This window comes from Gehongia tenuis, from assembly GCF_014384795.1.
GTDB classification, from domain to species: Bacteria; Bacillota; Clostridia; order Christensenellales; family NSJ-53; genus Gehongia; species Gehongia tenuis.
Window position 1 is genome coordinate 52,914 of sequence record NZ_JACRSR010000004.1, and the last position, 17,563, is coordinate 70,476.

The following is a 17,563-nucleotide window of genomic DNA, read 5'->3' on the forward strand; positions in this document are numbered from 1 at the left end:
ATAAGATGAAGATGAAGGAAAGTGCCGAAAAATTGATGCTGGATAAGGCCGTGGACTACGTGGTGAAGGATCCAAGAGCCCGGCTGCCCAAGCTTCTGAACAAGGTGGAGATGCTGGATCGAAAACATTTGTATCAGCGGACCTACGACAACCTGCACCGCTCCTTCGCCGACCCGGAAGACAACTGGAACCGATTCCTGTGTGATCTGGCCAGCCAGTCCGATCCCGGAATCCTTAAAAAGCTGCTGTTCAACATCGTGATCAACTCCGGCATGGCCGGCTATCCCATTCAGATCGCCGCCAAGGAAAAGCACCGGTGCAACATACCCTGGGCCATCCTCATGGATCCCACCAGCGCCTGCAACCTTCGTTGCACCGGCTGCTGGGCCGCCGAGTACGGCCAGCAGAACAATTTATCCTATGAGGTGATGGATCGGGTCATCCGGGAGGGCAAGGAGCTTGGTGTATACATCTATATCTTCTCCGGCGGCGAGCCGCTGGTAAAAAAGGACCTGGTTCTTCAGCTTTGTGAAAACCATCCCGACTGTATCTTCCTGGCATTCACCAACGGCACCCTGGTGGATGAAAAATTTGCCGATGATCTCCTCCGCGTGGGCAACTTCATGCTGGCCTTCTCCATCGAGGGCTTTGAAGCGGAGACGGATATGCGAAGGGGTAAGGGCACCTACCAAAAGGTGGTGGCCGCCATGAGCCTTCTGAAGGAAAAGCGGATTCCCTTTGGTTTTTCCACCTGCTATCATGCTCAAAACACGCAGGTGGTGGGCTCCGACGAATACATCGACCTCATGGTGGAGCTGGGATGCCGCTTCGGTTGGTATTTCACCTACATGCCCGTGGGCAGCGACGCTGTGCCCGAACTCATGGTATCCCCCGAGCAGCGTGCCTACATGTATGATCGTATGCAATATTTCCGCAAGAACAAACCCATTTTTGCACTGGATTTCTGGAACGACGGGTCCTACGTGGGCGGTTGTATCGCGGGCGGCAGAAGCTACCTGCACATCAACGCCGCAGGCGATGTGGAACCCTGCGCCTTCATCCACTATTCCAATGTAAACATCAATGACTGCAGCCTGCTGGACGCTCTGAAATCGCCCCTCTTCATGGCTTATCGGGAGCACCAGCCCTTTAATGACAATCACCTGCGGCCCTGTCCCCTGCTGGACAATCCCGATATGCTGGTGGAAATGGTCCGCCGCTCCGGTGCCAAATCCACCGACATGGTCAGCCCGGAGGACGTGGAGGATCTGGCAAACAAGTGCCGAAATGCCGCCAAATGCTGGGGCACCACGGCGGATATTCTCTGGGAGGACTACCTTCTGCAGCAGGAAAAACGCTATTCAGAACGTTTCCGCACAGTGATCAAATAATCCTATGGGAACGCGGCCGCGCCGCGTTCTTTTTTTGTGCCCAGCTATTCAGTGCTTGCGCTGTTTTGCCGCATGCCCTTATAATGGAGTCATTAAAAGAATAGGGAGTACAGCCAGTCATGACCGATATTGAGATCGCCAACGCCGCCCAGCCTCTTCCCATCGGGAGGATCGCATCCGGACTGGGCCTCACCGAGGAACAGTATGAAACCTATGGCCGCTACAAGGCCAAAGTGCGGCTTGAGACCTTGCAGGGCCGTCCCCTCCATGGCAAATTGGTGCTGGTCACCGCCATCAGCCCCACGCCGGCAGGCGAGGGAAAAACCACAGTATCCGTGGGCCTTGGGGATGCACTCACCGCCTTAGGCACGAAGGCAGTGCTGGCGCTGAGGGAGCCCTCCCTTGGCCCGGTATTCGGCATCAAGGGCGGCGCCGCAGGCGGCGGCTATGCCCAAGTGATCCCCATGGAGGATATCAACCTGCATTTTACCGGTGATCTGCACGCCATCACCGCTGCCAACAACCTCCTTTCCGCCATGGTGGACAACCATATCAAGCAGGGCCTCGCACCGGCGATTCGACCGGGAACGGTCACTTTCCGCAGGTGCCTTGACATGAACGACCGTCAGCTGCGCCAGGTGGTCACCGGTCTCGGGGGAAAGGCCAACGGCGTCCCTGCGGAAAGCGGTTTTGATATCACCGCTGCCAGCGAAGTGATGGCGGTGCTCTGTCTCGCCAAGGACCTAAGCGATCTCAAGACCCGCCTTTCCCGCATCGTGGTGGGCGAGAACGCGGAAGGCGGTTTTGTCACCGCCGGAGATATCGGTGCGGCGGGCGCCATGGCCGTGCTGCTGAAAGACGCCATCCATCCCAATCTGGTCCAGACACTGGAGCACACCCCCTGTTTCATGCATGGCGGTCCCTTCGCCAACATCGCCCACGGCTGCAACAGCGTGGCGGCCACCCGGATGGCCCTCGCCCTCGGCGATGTGGTGGTGACGGAAGCCGGTTTCGGCGCCGATCTCGGCGCAGAAAAATTCTTCGACATCAAGTGCCGGCAGGCGGGGCTCCGGCCCGACTGCGCGGTGCTGGTGGCCACCTGCCGCGCCCTTAAAATGCACGGCGGCGTGGATAAGCCGGATCTCGATCAGGAGAACGTTCCTGCCATGACCCGCGGCTTCTCCAATTTGGAAAAACATCTGGAAAACCTCCGGGGGTTCTTTGGCCTACCGGTGGTGGTGGCTATCAATCGTTTTCCCGGCGACACGGAAGGCGAACTGGGCTGGCTGACGGAAAAGCTTGCGGCCATGGGGGTGCCTGCTGCGCTGTGCGACGTTCATCAAAAGGGTTCAAAGGGCGGTATTGCGCTGGCCCAAAAGGTACTGGATGCGCTGCGCCAGCCCGCCCACTTCGATTTTGCCTACGGCCTGGAGGATCCTCTCGGCGAAAAGATCGAAACCGTTGCCCGCCGGATCTATGGCGCCACCAAGGTCACTTTTTCGCCGGAAGCGCTGCGCACACTTCAACGATTGACCCGCCTTGGCTACGGCAGTCTTCCTATCTGTATAGCCAAGACCCAGTATTCCTTCACCGATGATCCAAAGCGCATGGGCTGGCCGGAGAGCTTTGAAATCACTGTGCGGCAGGTTCGCCTGAGCGCCGGCGCCGGCTTTGTCGTCGCCCTCACAGGCGACATGATGACCATGCCCGGGCTTCCCAAAAGGCCGGCCGCTTTGTCCATCGATATGGACGAGCACGGCAGGATTCAGGGCTTATTTTGATGTCATAAAAAAACCACCTGTTTTTGCAGGTGGTTTTTTAGTTTCTTACCGATCTTCCAGCATCTTGTTGACGGCGCTGACCACGCCGCGGATGGATGACTTGGTGATGTTGGAGCTGGTACCCGCGCCAAAATAGATTTCCCCTTGAGATCCGGCAAGCTCCACATAGGTGATGGCCCGCGAACGGGAGCCTTGGGCTAAAGCGTGTTCCTGGTAATCTTTGATCTCCACCTTTTTCCCGGTGAGCCCCTCCAGTGCATTGCAGAAGGCGCTCATAAGACCGTTGCCCTCTCCGGTGACCGGAACCTCCCTGCCATGGAACTCCATCTTGGCCATGACCTGAGCGTGATCGGTCCCGAGGGACGCCTCCTGGTAACTGATAAGGCGCAGCGGGACGTGAAGATCCACGTATTCCTTTTCAAACAGTTCATAGAGCTCCCCAGGCTGCATCTCATGGTGATCTCGATCGGAGACCCGTTTGACCACCTCACTGAACTGCTGCTGCAAGGCCTTGGGCAGGTGCAGGCCAAACTGCTGCTCCAGAATGTACGCGAGTCCGCCCTTGCCCGACTGGCTGTTGATGCGGATAATGGGCTCATAGCCATATCCCACATCGGCAGGATCAATGGGCAGGTAGGGCACCTCCCAGTAATCCTTGTCCTTCACCTTCATCATACCCTTGCGAATGGCGTCCTGATGAGAGCCGGAGAAGGCGGTAAATACCAGCTTGCCCGCATAGGGGTGGCGGGGCGGAACCCGCATGCCCAGGTACCTTTCATACATGTTCACCACATCGGGCATCCGGCTGAAATCCAGTTTCGGGTCCACGCCCTGGGCGAAAAGATTCATTGCAACGTTCATAATGTCACAGTTGCCCGTGCGCTCGCCATTGCCAAAGAGGGTGCCCTCCACCCGCTCCGCCCCGGCCAGCAGAGCCAGTTCCGTCGCGGCCACGCCCGTGCCCTGGTCATTATGGGTGTGCACACTGATGATGAGGCCATCCCGCCGGCTGAGGTTCCGGTTCATATACTCAATCTGATCGGCATAGATGTTGGGCGTGGACATCTCCACGGTGGAAGGAAGATTGATGATGGCCTTGCGATCCGCCGTGGGCTGGTAGACGTCCATCACCGCATTGCAGATCTCCACCGCATAATCCAGCTCCGTGCCGGTAAAACTCTCCGGCGAATATTCATAGATGAAGCGTTCCTCGCCATACTTCTCGGCAAGCTCCCTCACCAGCTTGGCGCCGTCCGCCGCAAGCGCAGTGATAGCGCCCTTATCTTTACCGAAGACCACCTCCCGCTGCAGTGCGGATGTGGAGTTGTAGAGGTGAACGATGGCCTTTCTCGCCCCTTCAAGGGCTTCAAAGGTACGGGTGATGATGTGGGGCCTGGACTGGGTGAGAACCTGTATGATCACATCGTCCGGAATGAGATTCCCTTCGATCAATGCACGGGTAAAAGCAAATTCCGTTTCGGATGCAGCTGGAAAGCCGATCTCAATCTGCTTGAACCCGAGGGAGACCAGGAACTGAAAGAAGTCCAGCTTCTGTTCCAGATCCATGGGTGTCTCCAGCGCCTGGTTGCCATCCCGAAGGTCCACGCTGCACCAGATGGGCGCCTCCTTGATACGCTGGCTGGGCCAGGTCCGGTCCGGGAGATCCACCGCCGGATAGGGCCGGTAACGTTGATGATTCATAGTTCACCCCTTCTTTTGAAAAAAGCCCCTGCCCAAGGAAAGTCCCTTTGGACAAGGGCGATGATTCGAGTGCAGAATAGCATAAATTTGAGGGACAGTCAAGGTTTGACAAGGGTGAGCGGCGGTCCCGCCAGATAATAGATCCGTTCCGCTAAGGCCTCGGCCTCCTTGGCGTCATGGGTTACCAGGATCATGAGCCCGCCCTTGAAACGGTCCTTCACCAACGCTATGGCTTTGCTCTTCAGCTCCTCATCCAGGCCCTTGAAGGGCTCGTCCAATAACAGTACGTCTCCCTCATAGGCCAGCGCACGGGCCAGGGCCACCCTCCGCTGCATACCGCCGGAGAGCTCCCGGGGTTTCTTGTCCATGGCTTCCTCAAGGCCCAGCCCGGCCAGCCATTTGGCCGCCCGTTTTTCATCGGAAACCAGCGCCACATTCTCCAGGGCCGTGGCCCAAGGGAGCAGCCGGTCCTCCTGAAACATGTAGGCGATTCTTTTTCCCGCCATGCCGACCACCTCGCCCCCATCGGCCTTCTCCAGTCCGGCCAGGATGCGCATGAGGGTGGTCTTGCCGCAGCCCGAAGGCCCAAAAAGGCACACCCGCCCCTCCTCAAGGTTCAAGGAAAAGTTCTCCAGCACCACCGCACCGCCAAACCGCTTGGATATTGCCCGAAGTTCCATGGCGCCCCCTCCTCACTGATATCTTGCGGCCAGCCGGTTCATCAGCCTGCCGAAGAGGTATTCGAAAATCATGCTAAGAATAATGACCACCAGCGTCCAGGCAAACACATCCGCCGTCTCAAGATAGATCTTGGCCTCGTAGAGGTTGAGTCCGATGGAAAGCGCCGTGGTCCCCAGAACCTCCGCCGCAATGCCCGCCTTCCAGGCAAGGCCGAGCGCGGTCCTGCAGGCGGCCAAAAAATAGGGCAGTGCCGAGGGCATATAGATGCGGGTGAAGATCCGCTTTCGGGAAAGCCCGAAAACCCTGCCCATCTCCAAAAGTCCGGGGTCCGTCTCCCTAAGGCCCTGGGTCACATTGGTCCACACGATGGGCAGCACCATAAGAAAGGCGATAAACACCGGTACCCAGGCGCCATGGAGCCACACCAGCGCCAGGATGATGAAGGAGGCCACCGGCGTTGCCTTCACAGCGGATATGGCCGGCCGGAAAAAGGCGTCCAGCGCCGGCACAAAACTGGTCAAAAGGGCGAGCCCCGTGCCCACCGTTACACCCATCAGGAACCCCAGAATAATACGGAAAATGGAGGCCAGCGCCGCCTGATAAAAGGCGCCGTCGCCCATCAGGGTGCCCAAGCGGGTCAAAACATTCCAAGGCGAAGAAACCAGCATGGGGTTGTTCACCGCCATGCTGGTCACCTGCCAAACAAGCACCCATAAAAGGATGACTATGATCTTTTTGCCCAATCCCTTCAGGGTCATGCCGCACCTTCCTTATTTGGTGTAGTAGAAATCTTCCCCGGGCAGCGCCCCGCCAATGGACTTGGGGTTAGCCTCAAAGAGCACGTTGTAGAGCGCCTCAATGGAGGTTTTCATCTCGTCGCCGTCCACGTAGACAATGTTGCAGTTGGGGATGGCCTTCTCCGCAGCAGCAGCCGCGGGCATGATGCCGAACTTCTCCACCAGCTGCGCCGCGTCCGCCACATTACTGTTCACATACTCCACGGAGGCCTCATATTCCTCCAGGAAAGCGTTCAAAGCTTCCTTATTTTCTTCAGCAAAATCCTTGCGCACAATGAGGCAGCCCATGGTAAGCTCGCTCTCATCTCCGGCAACCGCATTCCACTCCTCCGTCAGATCAAGGGCCACGCGGGTGGTCTCGCTCTTCATGAGAACGCTGGTCACGTTGGGTTCGGGCAGCAGTGCCAGCTCCACCTCGCCGGAAGCGATCAGGGTGGCCAGTTCGGCATGCTCGCCGTGCCATTCAATGGTGCAGTCGGTCACGCCATTCTTCTCCAGAATATAGTTCATCACATATTCCGGAGTGGCGCCCTGACCGGATGCATGGAGGGTTTTCCCGGAAAGATCCTTCACCGAGTTGATGGTTTCGCCGTTCTCCAGCACATACAGTACGCCCAGCGTATTGAGCGCCATGATCTCCACCTTTCCCTCGGTCTTGGCGTAGAGGGTTGCCGCCACATTGGTGGGCACCGCGGCCACATCCACTTCACCGGAAGCCACTTTGGCCACCACCTCATCGGGCGCCGCGGCAATGGTGAAGTTGTAAGCGTTGGCCGCTTCACCCTTCTCCGCTTCCTCCATCAGCTTAACCATGCCGATGCCGGTGGGGCCTTTGAGCGCCGCCACATTGATTTCGGCGCCGGTTTTCTTCGCTTCCGGTGTGCTCACCGGGGCGGGTTCAGGGGTGGCGGGTTTTTCGGAAGGCGCGGCCGAGGCGCTGGGCGCGGGAGTGGGGCTGGTGTTCGCACCGCCGCCGCAGCCCGCCAGCAGGGCCATCGTCAAAAGTAGACACATTGTCAAAGTCATCCATTTTTTCATCCGTTATCGACCTCTCTTCTTGTCAGTCTCGATCCCAAGTCAGAATTCCTTTTTAGAAAGGGCGGTTTTTACCAAAACCCCTTCGATCTTGCCCAGTTTGCCCGTCAGGGCATTGATTTCATCCAGCGTGGCTTGGACGGTGAGGGAGATCACCGCAATGCTTTCCTCTTCAAAAGGAATGCCCATTCGGCCCCGAACCATGCCCTTGAAAGCGGAAACCGTGCGGTTGAACTCCGCCTGAGATTCGCCGGGATTCTCCAAAATCGCGCTGATTACAGCGATGCGTCTCATCTTTTCACCTCCCCTAGGACCCAAAAAAGCGCCGTTGCCGGCGCTTTCTCATTACAATCACAATGAAGCCACGCCTTTAGGGTCAGGTCCTTCTTTCCCCTCAGGATCATATCTTTTACACAGGTCCGGCAAGAAACCACTCGTCCGGCCTGTTTCGTTATGATTTTAACAATGTTCGTCTGTGCTGTCAAGCGATTTTTACAGCAGCTCCACACCCATTTCCGCCATCCGTTCCATCATGGCTTCGGGCCATATGGATACGTGGGACTGGCCAATGTGGATCTGTCCCAGCATAAACATGCACAGCCGGGATTGGCCGATGCCGCCGCCGATGGTGCAGGGCAGCCGTCCCGCCAACAGCTCCTGGTGAAAATGGAGCTTTGCCCGCTCCTCGCAGCCGCTGGCTTTGAGCTGACGCAGCAGCGTTTGCTCATCCACCCGAATCCCCATGCTGGAAATCTCAAAAGCACAGTCCAGCAACGGGTGATAGAGAAGAATATCGCCGTTTAGATTCCAGTCATCATAGTCCGGCGCCCGTCCGTCATGGGGCGCGCCCGAACGAAGGGGCCAGCCAATCTTCATCAGGAAGTAGGCTTTGGCTTCCCGGGCGAAGGCGTCCTCCCGTTCTTTGGCCGTGCTGCCGGGATAACGGTCCTCCAGCTCCTGCGCGGTGATAAAGGTGATCTTCTCCGGCAGTTCAAAGCCCTGACCCAACTGAGGGTAGGCCGCGAGCACCTTCTGTGCCGTTTTTTTCACGACGGCGTAGATGGTGCGGACCGTCTCCTTTAGCGTCCCCTCATTCCGGTCCTTCTTGTCTAGAATCTTTTCCCAGTCCCATTGATCCACGTAGAGGGAATGAAGGGCGTCCAGCGTCTCATCCCTTCGGATGGCGTTCATATCCGTGTACAGCCCCTCACCGGGCTTAAATCCATAACGTTTCAGCGCTAGCCGCTTCCATTTAGCCAGGGAATGGACAATCTGGGCCTCCTCCCCGGGGATATCGGGCACGTCGAAGGATACGGGCCGCTCCACGCCGGTCAAATTGTCGTTGAGCCCGGAGGAGGGCATCACATACAGCGGCGCCGACACCCGCTGAAGATGCAAGGCCTCGGCGATATTATTCTGAAACGTGTCCTTTATAAGCTTAATTGCACTTTCGGTCTGCCTCAGGTTCAGGCAGGGACGGTAGTCCATGTCTTCGAACGCCTTCATTCTTCAGCCTCCTTTTGATTTTTTGGCGCAAAAACGCCTCTTCGTCAAATTATAAGGGGGTGAAGTCGATGCGTCAAACACTATTCGAGGTGAACCGCCCGAAGGCTGAGGGAGTTGAGCACCACACACACCGAGCTGAGGGCCATGGCGCCGCCGGCGATCACCGGATTCAGCAGCCCGAAGGCCGCCACCGGAATGCCGATGGTGTTGTAGAAAAAGGCCCAGAACAGATTCTGCTTGATCTTCCGCATGGTGGCCCGGGAAAGGCGAATAGCTGCCGGCACAGCCATGAGATCCCCCCGCATGAGAGTGATATCCGCCGCTTGAATGGCCACGTCCGTACCCGTTCCAATGGCCATGCCGACATCGGCCGTGGCCAAGGCTGGGGCATCGTTGATGCCATCCCCCACCATGGCCACCACTTTTCCGCTTCTTTTCAGCTTTTCCACCTCTGCCGCTTTGTTCTCCGGCAGCACCTCCGCCAAAACCTCTTCAATGCCCACCTTTTTCCCAATGGCAAGCGCGGTTCGTTCATTGTCCCCGGTCATCATGACCACGCCGACGGCCATGCTTCGAAGGGTCTTGACCGCCTCAGCCGAAGTTTCCTTCACGGTATCTGCTACGGCGATGAGGGCTGCCGGTGTGCCGTCCACCGCCATGGCCATGACGGTCTTGCCCTCCGCTTCCAGCTTCGTCATGGTCCCAAGCATCTCCGCCTCCATCGAGACGCCCTCCAATTCCAGCAGCGCCCGGGTGCCCAGGAGCACCTCGCGGTCCCGAACTCTCGCCCGGATGCCCCGGCCGGGTTCTGCCTCAAAGCTTTCAGCATCCGCCACGCCGCCCGTCTCCCGAGCCCGCATCACAATGGCCTCGCCCAAAGGATGCTCCGAACCCTTTTCCGCCGATGCGGCCAGCCCCAGCGCCTCAGCCTCGCTCATGCCGTAGGCCAGAAGGTCGGTGACCACCGGTTTGCCATGGGTGATGGTCCCCGTCTTGTCCAATACCACCGCATCCACCCGGTGGGTATTCTCCAAATGTTCTCCGCCCTTGATCAAGATGCCCGCTTCGGCACCCCGCCCCGTGCCCACCATGATCGCCGTGGGCGTTGCGAGGCCCAGCGCACAGGGACAGGCAATCACCAGCACTGCCACCGCGCTGGTCAGTCCCTTCACGCCGTCTCCGGCGATAAGCCAGCCGAAAAAGGTGATCACCGCCACCGCCAGTACCGCCGGCACGAACACGGCGGCCACCTTGTCCGCAATCTTCTGGATGGGCGCCTTGGAGCCCTGAGCGTCCTCCACCAACTGGATGATCTGTGCGAGCGCCGTATCGGTGCCCACCCGATCCGCCCGGAATTTGAGAGCGCCGTTCCCATTGAGGGTGGCGCCGGTCACGGGGCTTCCCGATTCCTTTTCCACCGGCAGGCTCTCGCCGGTGAGCATGGACTCGTCCACCGCGGAGCGGCCTTCGAGCACCGTGCCGTCCACCGGAATCTTCTCGCCAGGCCGAACCACCACCACATCCCCTACCCGGACTTCCTCCACCGGCACCTCCAGTTCCCGGCCGTCCCGCTCAATACGGGCGCTCTTGGCGTTTAGGCTCATCAGTTTTTGAATGGCTGCCGAGGTCCTTCCCTTGGCCTTGGCCTCAAAGTAGCGGCCAAGAAGAATCAGCGTGATGATGGTGGCCGAGGCCTCAAAATAGAAGTGGTGCCCGCCGGCAATCATCTGCCAGATGCTGTAGCCATAAGCGGCGGTGGTGCCCATCACTACCAGCACATCCATGTTGGCTCCTCCGCCCCTCAGCGCCCGGTAGGCGTGCACATAGAAGGACCAGCCCATGCCGAACTGCACCGGAAAGGACAGCACCAGCTGCAAATAGGGATTGTGCAGGAAATGAACGATGCTTTGCAGCACCGAACCCTCCGAAGCCGGGATGAAGGATAAAACCATGCCGATGAGCATGGGCGCCGTGAGCACCGCTGCCAAAATGAAGCGGCGTTTAAGCCCGCGGACCTCCTCCTCCCGGCGTTCCTCTCCGCCTTTTTCCGTTTCCGACCAGGGGACGAGCCCGTAGCCCGTACGTTCTACGGCCCTTTGCAGGGCCTCATCTCCCGTTTTTTCCGGATCAAAGCGCACCGTAGCCTTTTCCGTGGCCAGGTTCACGTTGACCTTTTCCACGCCCGGCGCCTTGGCAAGGGCCCGTTCCACCCGGGCGGCGCAGGAAGCGCAGCTCATGCCGGTCACACCATAGGTTTTCTTCAAAATGCTCCACCTCCAAAATTCATTTCCAGTTTCCCCCCAAATCCCGTCTTTTACCCCTTTGTACAGGAGTCCGGCATGGTATAATAAAATAAAAATGGAAAGGGATACTGCCCATGGACGCTTTAACTTTGATGGCCCTGATGCAGCTGCCGGCCGGCCGCCAAGCGGCCTGGCATGCAACCATGCTTTTTCCCAGCCGCATGGCTCATACCGCCCCCGATCTTGCGGAGCTCATGACCGAAATAAAAAGGACCTATCCGCTTACTCCGCTGCCCACAAAGGCGCAGGCCGCCGAGGGACTGGAGCGGGCCAAACGGGTCCTTGAATTATGCCATTCCCTGGGGATCGACACGATCTGTTACGGCAAAAGCGGCTATCCTCCCCTCCTCACCCTCATTCCCAATCCGCCCGTGCTGCTCTACCGAAGGGGCGAAGGGCCGTCCTTTGACCGGGCGGTGGCGGTGGTGGGCACCGGCCACCCCGATCATGAGGGGTGGGCCGCCTCCTTTCAGGCCGGCCGGGCACTGGCCGTCAATGGCTACACGGTGGTCAGCGGATTGGCCCGGGGCTGCGATACGGCGGCTCACCGAGGGGCTGTCGCCGCAAACGCTCCGGTGGTAGCGGTCCTGGCCTGCGGCCTTGACCGGGTCTATCCGCCAGATAATCAGGACCTGGCGCGGCAGATTCTGGACGGCGGTGGATGCATCCTCTCCGAAAACCCGCCGGGCACGCCCCCGCTGGCCGCCCATCTGGTCGCTCGAAACCGCATCATCACCGGCATTTCCAGCAGTGTGATTGTGGGCCAGCTCGGCCGGGGCCGGGGCACCCGGCACAGTGTTCGCTATGCGCAGGCCCAGGGCCGCAATCTTTTTTGCATGAACGAAGCTACTGCCGAGCTTTTAACGCCCCTCCACGAGGCGCCTCAGGTGCTGCCTCAGGATCGGGAGCTATGGCCCGGATATTTCTTGGACAAACTTTTGCTGGAGAATCGGGACGGACGCCGTTTCATGGACATGCTGCCCCGCCTGCCCGATTCTGGTCAGGATCCCTCGGTCCGGGAGGCGCTTTTCGGTTATGGTGCCCGTGTGGAGCCAGCCTTCCTCGTCCCCGCCGCTCCGTTTCGGGTGGGTGGCGGTTCCATTCCTTTGGCCGCGCCCCTGTCCTGGCTGTACGCTGAGGCGGGCATCCGCCTCCCCGAGGAAGCCGCCTTCGCCCTCATGGATGGGCTGGGCTTTGAGGCCGTTGTTCCCGAGGGGGACGTGCTGCTTCGCCTTTCCGGCCTTAATCTTTCCGAAAATCCCTACGGCGGTCTCGTTCAGGCGACAGGCGCCGACGCCAGCTATCTTGCGGCCGGCGCCGCAAAGGATGCCCTCTCTTCAGGGACGCCCTTGGTGGCCCCGCCGAGGCATCTTGGCTTTGGCGTACACCCTGACAGTTCCCTGCTTCTCCTCGGCACCGGAAACGGACGGGCGCTTTCCGCCGGTCTTGAATATGCCGGTTTCCGCAACCAAGGCACGCTGTTTGAAGTCAAGCTGAATTCCGTTCTGCCCTTTGGCCGAAAAGCGCTTCAGCTGGATCTCTCCGGCGCCCACATTCCCTCGGCAGATGCCCTGCGCTCCGCCCTTCTCAAAACCGCGAAACGCATGGTGGACCGGGATATTCCAAGGCTCACTGCCTTTGCCGGCGAATGGCCCGGCATTCTTTCGCAGCTCGATACCCTGCGGGAGGAGGCCTTGGTGCAGGCGGCGGAGGATATCGAGCAAAGCGGCGGCCTGTACCGCGGAATTTTTGCCCAGGTTTTAAAGGCGCTGGAGACCGAACTGCCCGAGCTTTCCGATTATGTGGATGATTTCGATGGCCTCGCGGAGCGCTGGCAGGTCCTGGCCCGGGCGCTGCGTGGCTTCACTGAGGGTGCCTGGGGCGAGGAGCGGACTCAGCCCCTTGCCCAGAGCCTTGGCGCTCTGGCCTTCGAGGAGGCAAGGCTCTTCCGGTCCCTCATGGAAGCCCTGGCCTAGAGCTTTCATTGACAACCCCCGCCGGGAAAGCTACAATTAATATACTCATTTTAATAGATGAGGATTTTGGAAGGAAAGCTGTTGAAGGTATGACGAATGATCCATCAATAAGGAGCGTGAATAAGGGCCTCGTTTTCGTGCTGGTGGCGCTGGTGCTGCTCACCCTCGTGGCCTATTCCTCCTTCTTTTTTCTGGCCATCGTCCCGCTGGTGATTCTGGCCACCCTGCTCTCGGTCTGGGTGGGCGTTCAGAAGGGGCTTTGGGCGGCGGCGGCCAGCCTGGCGGCACTGAGCGGGCTGTGGGCGCTTCTCATTAGTCCTGTTTTTCTCGTGTATCTGGCGCTGCTCATCGTCCCCGCACTCATCCTAACCTATGGCATCCGCAGCGGCTGGACTCTTGCCAAAACGGTGCTGGCCGGCGTCATTTCCATGATCGTTATTTCCGCCGCAGCTTATTATGGACTATCTCTCTACTTGAAGGAGGATCCCATCGTCATTCTGGTGGGTTGGATGGAGGAATCGCTGACCAGCCTCACCGGCGACGCCAGAAATGAGCTTTACGCCTACTATCAGCTATTGCTTCACCCCAATCTTGCCGCGGCCCAGGGGATCCCGGCGCCCTCGGCGGAGGAATTTACCGCCATGGTCAAGGATCTGACCAGCGCCTGTGACACCTTCCTTCGCACCAATCTGCCCGTGGCGCTGGTGATCACCGGTGTTGCCGGCGGTTTCTTCGGTGCATACGTGCCCATGGCCTGGCTTCGTCCTGCACTTTCGGTGAAGGTGCCTTCCTTCAGTCTTTTGGAGCTGCCCCGCCAGGTGGGCACTGGATTTTTTGTACTGCTCATCGCCGCCTTCCTGGGATACCTTCTCAATTGGACTGATTTTGACATCGTGTTCAATCTGGTGGTGACCCTTTTCACGCTGGTCTTTGGCTTCATGGGCGCCGCACTGGTGGATTTTTTACTGAAGCGTCAGCGGCTGAATACCGGCCTTCGCACAGTGATCATTGTGCTTTGCATCGCCATACCCCTCGTCAACACCCTGCTTCCCCTGGCAGGCATCATGGAACATACCATCCATATCCGCCGCAGGATGCTGGCTCTGGATATCAATAACCGCAAGAATTGAGGCAAAACCATGACGAAAGGATCGACCGGCCCCGTCATCATCTACATCCAGGTGGACAACTATGATGAAATCATGCCCCAGCTGCCGGACAGCCAGCGCAACCGTATCAATGCGGCCATTGTACGACGCATCGGCGAGTGGGCCAAGTCCCTGGACGGCATCCACCTTCGCACCGACCGGGATAAATACATGGCCTTCATGGACCGTTCCGCCCTGGAAAAGGCCATGGCAGCACAGTTTCCTGTTTTGGATCATGTCCGTTCCATCGCCGTTCCTTCCGGCATTCCCCTCACCCTGACCCTCGGTGTGGGCACCGCTCCCGATTATCCCAGGGCCCGCTATACGGCCCAAGCGGCCATGGAAATTGCCCTTGGGCGGGGCGGGGACCAGGCGGTGGTCAAGGAGGGCGATGACCTTTACTATTTTGGAGGTCATGTGCAGACCCTGGAAAAACGCAGCAAGGTCCGTTCCCGCTACATTGCTCAGGCTTTAAAGCGGCTGATGGAGACCTATGACCGCATCTATTTTCTCTCCCATGACGTGCCCGATTTGGACGGTCTCGGCAGTGCGGTGGGGCTTTGCGCCTGTGCACGAAGCATCGAAAAGCCCGTCCATATCGTTGTGGACGAGTCCAATGTGAGCATCGAGCGCGTCATGGCCGCCCTTCAGCAAAGCGGCCAGTACGAGGGCGTGTTTGTGGACGGCAGCAGAGCCCGGCAGGAGATGAACGAGCGGGATCTATTGATTCTGCTGGATGTCCAGCGGCCTATGGTGGTGGAGGTGCCGGAGTTGCTTCAGGGGCCCTCGCCCGTTGTGGTCATCGATCATCACCGCCGCTCTGGCGATTTCGTGGAGGGACCCATCCTGACCTATTTGGAATCCTACGCCTCTTCCACCTGCGAATTGGTGGCGGAGATCGTGCAGTATTTTGGGGAAAATGTGAAGCTCTCCGCTTTGGAGGCCGAGGCCATGCTGGCCGGCATCTCTATGGATACCAAAGGCTTCGTTTTCAACACCGGCTCCCGCACCTTTGAGGCCGCGGGGTATCTCCGCAGCCGCGGAGCCGACACCATCGCCATTCGCCAGTTGTTTCAGGACGATTGGCAGACCTATATAGCGCGGACCAACGTGGTTCGAAACGCTGAGATTCAAGGCAGCATTGCCATCGCCTGCTGTCCGCCGGAGACGGTCCACGCCTCCCTCATTTCCGCCCAGGCCGCCGACCAGCTGCTCGGCATCCGGGGCATCGAGGCCTCCTTTGTACTGTGCATGCGGGAGAAGAGCGTCGTTTCTATCAGCGCACGCAGCCTCGGCAATCTGAATGTTCAGCGGATCATGGAGGTGCTGGGCGGCGGCGGCCACCGCACGGTGGCAGGTGCCCAGTTCCGCGGCGCCACCATGGAGGAAGTCCTGAAAAGACTTCGCCCCGTGGTGCAGCAATTCATAAAGGAGGAGCAAAAATGAAAGTAATTCTGCTCAAGGATGTGAAAGGTTCCGGCAAGAAGGACGATATCATCAACGTAAGCGACGGATATGCCCGCAATTATCTGATCCCCCGGGGTCTGGCCTCGGAAGCCACCGCCGGCAACCTCAACTCTATCAACAATAAAAAGGCCGCAGTAGCCCATCATGAGGAAATGGAGCGGCAGAACGCTGCCGCCTTGGCCAAGGACATCGACAAGATGACCGTGGTGGTGAAGGGGAAATGCGGGGAAAACGGCAAACTTTTCGGCTCCATTACCGCCAAGGAGATCTCGGCCGTTCTGAAGGAGCAACATAAGCTGGACATCGACAAGAAGAAAATTGAAGTGGGCGATGCTATTAAGGCGCTGGGTGAATATTCTTTCACCGTGCGTCTGTATCCTGGAATCACCGGTAAACTCAAGGTCAGTGTGGAAGCGCAATAGGCGCGGGAGGAACCATGTCGGAGATGAATTTTGACCGGATGCCCCCCTACAATGAGCAGGCGGAGCAGTCCATACTGGGCGCCATGTTGCTGGATAAGCAGGCGGTGTCCGATGCCGCGGAGCTTTTGGCAGGCGACGACTTTTATATGCCGGCTCACAAAGAGCTCTTTTTGGCCATGATGGAGCTCTATCGCAGCGGGCATCCTGTGGACCTGGTGACCTTGGTCAACGAGTTGGAACGGCGGGGTTCGCTGGAAGCGGTGGGCGGCTTGGACTATGTGACCCTGCTCACCCAGCAGCTTCCCACGCTGGGCCATGCCCAAAACTATATGGAGATCGTCCGGGATAAGGGTACGCTGCGCCGGCTCATCAGCTATGGCAACAGCGTGGTGAAAAAGAGCTATGAGGCCAGCCAGGAGACCCGGGAGATCATTTCCGAGAGTGAATCGGAGCTTTTTTCCATCGCCACCAAAAAGGACACCAGTTCGTTGGAGCCCATCAAGGATGTTTTGCTGGACACCTATGAGCACATCGAGACGGTGGCCCAGAACAAGGGCGAGGTGATGGGCCTGCCCACTGGATTTGCCAGCCTGGACACGCTGACCACCGGGCTGCACCCTTCGGAGCTTATCCTGATTGCCGCCCGGCCGTCCATGGGCAAGACCAGCTTTGCCCTCAATATCGCTCAGCATGTGGCCATGAAACAAAAGGGTGCGGTGGCCATGTTTTCCCTCGAAATGAACAAGGAGCAGCTGGCCAACCGCCTGCTCTGCTCCGAAGCCATGGTGGATATGCAGAAGGTGCGAAACGGCAATCTAACCGACCACGACTGGACGGAGCTTGCCAAGGCCATGGGCCGGCTGGGCGCCGCGCCCATCTTCATCGACGACACCCCCGGTATCAGCACCATGGAGATGCGTTCCAAGTGCATGCGCCTCAGCATCAACCAAAACGGCCTTGCGCTGGTGGTGGTGGACTATTTACAGCTCATGACCTCAGGCCGGCGCATTGAGAACCGTCAGGCGGAAGTTTCGGAGATCTCCCGGGCGCTCAAGGTCATGTCTCGGGAACTGAACGTGCCCGTCATCGCTCTGTCCCAGCTCTCCCGGGCCCCCGACAGCCGGGACGATCACCGGCCCCGCCTGTCCGATCTGCGCGAATCCGGCGCCATCGAGCAGGACGCCGATATCGTCATGTTTCTCTATCGGGACGCGGTCTATAATCCGGAAACCGAGGTGGGAAACCAGGCGGAGATCATCGTGGCCAAGCAGCGCAACGGCCCCATCGGAAAGCTCAAGGTGTCCTGGCTGGGCGAATACACCCGGTTTGTGGACATGGCCCGCGCATAGGTGCCG

General features: G+C 58.8%; 14 protein-coding genes. 7 read left to right on the forward strand and 7 right to left on the reverse strand.

Going from position 1 to position 17,563, the window contains the following annotated elements:
• Window positions 1-5: 5 nt before the first annotated feature.
• Window positions 6-1,391 (forward strand): radical SAM protein, encoded by a 1,386-nt coding sequence (locus tag H8696_RS09260; RefSeq protein WP_249317003.1) that lies wholly within the window; start codon window positions 6-8, stop codon window positions 1,389-1,391.
• A 119-nt stretch (window positions 1,392-1,510) separates the two neighbouring features.
• Window positions 1,511-3,172: a formate--tetrahydrofolate ligase gene (locus H8696_RS09265; RefSeq protein WP_249317005.1), complete on the forward strand. Its 1,662-nt coding sequence runs from the start codon at window positions 1,511-1,513 to the stop codon at window positions 3,170-3,172.
• Between the two features lie 45 nt (window positions 3,173-3,217).
• Here the strand turns inward: H8696_RS09265 and leuA are convergent, their stop codons facing one another.
• The 7 genes from leuA to H8696_RS09300 form a co-directional block, all read right to left on the reverse strand.
• Window positions 3,218-4,873 carry a 2-isopropylmalate synthase gene (gene leuA / locus H8696_RS09270; protein ID WP_249317012.1) on the reverse strand — a complete coding sequence of 552 codons (1,656 nt, stop codon included), beginning with the start codon at window positions 4,871-4,873 and terminating at the stop codon, window positions 3,218-3,220.
• Between the two features lie 98 nt (window positions 4,874-4,971).
• Window positions 4,972-5,553, reverse strand: coding sequence for an ABC transporter ATP-binding protein (locus H8696_RS09275; protein WP_249317013.1), 582 nt, complete (start codon window positions 5,551-5,553; stop codon window positions 4,972-4,974).
• A 12-nt stretch (window positions 5,554-5,565) separates the two neighbouring features.
• Window positions 5,566-6,312 carry an ABC transporter permease gene (locus H8696_RS09280; protein WP_249317015.1) on the reverse strand — a complete coding sequence of 249 codons (747 nt, stop codon included), beginning with the start codon at window positions 6,310-6,312 and terminating at the stop codon, window positions 5,566-5,568.
• A 12-nt stretch (window positions 6,313-6,324) separates the two neighbouring features.
• The gene (locus H8696_RS09285) at window positions 6,325-7,389 is read right to left on the reverse strand and encodes an ABC transporter substrate-binding protein (protein ID WP_249317018.1); all 1,065 of its coding nucleotides are present in this window, start codon (window positions 7,387-7,389) and stop codon (window positions 6,325-6,327) included.
• A gap of 39 nt (window positions 7,390-7,428) precedes the next feature.
• The gene (locus H8696_RS09290) at window positions 7,429-7,680 is read right to left on the reverse strand and encodes a TM1266 family iron-only hydrogenase system putative regulator (protein ID WP_249317020.1); all 252 of its coding nucleotides are present in this window, start codon (window positions 7,678-7,680) and stop codon (window positions 7,429-7,431) included.
• 198 nt (window positions 7,681-7,878) lie between these two features.
• Window positions 7,879-8,892, reverse strand: coding sequence for an aspartate--ammonia ligase (asnA, locus tag H8696_RS09295; RefSeq protein ID WP_249317023.1), 1,014 nt, complete (start codon window positions 8,890-8,892; stop codon window positions 7,879-7,881).
• 80 nt (window positions 8,893-8,972) lie between these two features.
• Window positions 8,973-11,129, reverse strand: a complete 2,157-nt coding sequence (locus H8696_RS09300; protein ID WP_249317263.1) for a heavy metal translocating P-type ATPase — start codon at window positions 11,127-11,129, stop codon at window positions 8,973-8,975.
• Between the two features lie 140 nt (window positions 11,130-11,269).
• Here H8696_RS09300 and H8696_RS09305 point away from each other — a divergent pair, with 140 nt between their 5' ends.
• From H8696_RS09305 to dnaB, 5 genes are all read left to right on the forward strand, one after another.
• On the forward strand, window positions 11,270-13,171 hold the full coding sequence (locus H8696_RS09305) for a DNA-processing protein DprA (protein ID WP_249317025.1): 1,902 nt from the start codon (window positions 11,270-11,272) through the stop codon (window positions 13,169-13,171).
• 116 nt (window positions 13,172-13,287) lie between these two features.
• A complete protein-coding gene (locus tag H8696_RS09310; protein WP_249317027.1) occupies window positions 13,288-14,301 on the forward strand; it encodes a DUF2232 domain-containing protein in 1,014 nt (337 codons plus the stop codon).
• A 9-nt stretch (window positions 14,302-14,310) separates the two neighbouring features.
• Window positions 14,311-15,765, forward strand: coding sequence for a DHH family phosphoesterase (locus H8696_RS09315; RefSeq protein ID WP_249317029.1), 1,455 nt, complete (start codon window positions 14,311-14,313; stop codon window positions 15,763-15,765).
• Window positions 15,762-16,208 (forward strand): 50S ribosomal protein L9, encoded by a 447-nt coding sequence (gene rplI / locus H8696_RS09320; protein WP_249317031.1) that lies wholly within the window; start codon window positions 15,762-15,764, stop codon window positions 16,206-16,208. Before H8696_RS09315 ends, rplI begins: the two co-directional genes overlap by 4 nt.
• 23 nt (window positions 16,209-16,231) lie before the next feature.
• Window positions 16,232-17,557 carry a replicative DNA helicase gene (dnaB, locus tag H8696_RS09325; protein WP_407926382.1) on the forward strand — a complete coding sequence of 442 codons (1,326 nt, stop codon included), beginning with the start codon at window positions 16,232-16,234 and terminating at the stop codon, window positions 17,555-17,557.
• Window positions 17,558-17,563 lie beyond the last annotated feature (6 nt).

Excerpts from the sequence above, each read along its gene's own strand:
- H8696_RS09260 (WP_249317003.1), top strand. The coding sequence starts at position 6 with ATGAAGATGAAGGAAAGTGCCGAAAAATTGATGCTGGATAAGGCCGTG.
- H8696_RS09265 (WP_249317005.1), top strand. The coding sequence starts at position 1,511 with ATGACCGATATTGAGATCGCCAACGCCGCCCAGCCTCTTCCCATCGGG.
- leuA (WP_249317012.1), bottom strand. The coding sequence starts at position 4,873 with ATGAATCATCAACGTTACCGGCCCTATCCGGCGGTGGATCTCCCGGAC.
- H8696_RS09275 (WP_249317013.1), bottom strand. The coding sequence starts at position 5,553 with ATGGAACTTCGGGCAATATCCAAGCGGTTTGGCGGTGCGGTGGTGCTG.
- H8696_RS09280 (WP_249317015.1), bottom strand. The coding sequence starts at position 6,312 with ATGACCCTGAAGGGATTGGGCAAAAAGATCATAGTCATCCTTTTATGG.
- H8696_RS09285 (WP_249317018.1), bottom strand. The coding sequence starts at position 7,389 with ATGAAAAAATGGATGACTTTGACAATGTGTCTACTTTTGACGATGGCC.
- H8696_RS09290 (WP_249317020.1), bottom strand. The coding sequence starts at position 7,680 with ATGAGACGCATCGCTGTAATCAGCGCGATTTTGGAGAATCCCGGCGAA.
- asnA (WP_249317023.1), bottom strand. The coding sequence starts at position 8,892 with ATGAAGGCGTTCGAAGACATGGACTACCGTCCCTGCCTGAACCTGAGG.
- H8696_RS09300 (WP_249317263.1), bottom strand. The coding sequence starts at position 11,129 with ATGAGCTGCGCTTCCTGCGCCGCCCGGGTGGAACGGGCCCTTGCCAAG.
- H8696_RS09305 (WP_249317025.1), top strand. The coding sequence starts at position 11,270 with ATGGACGCTTTAACTTTGATGGCCCTGATGCAGCTGCCGGCCGGCCGC.
- H8696_RS09315 (WP_249317029.1), top strand. The coding sequence starts at position 14,311 with ATGACGAAAGGATCGACCGGCCCCGTCATCATCTACATCCAGGTGGAC.
- rplI (WP_249317031.1), top strand. The coding sequence starts at position 15,762 with ATGAAAGTAATTCTGCTCAAGGATGTGAAAGGTTCCGGCAAGAAGGAC.
- dnaB (WP_407926382.1), top strand. The coding sequence starts at position 16,232 with ATGAATTTTGACCGGATGCCCCCCTACAATGAGCAGGCGGAGCAGTCC.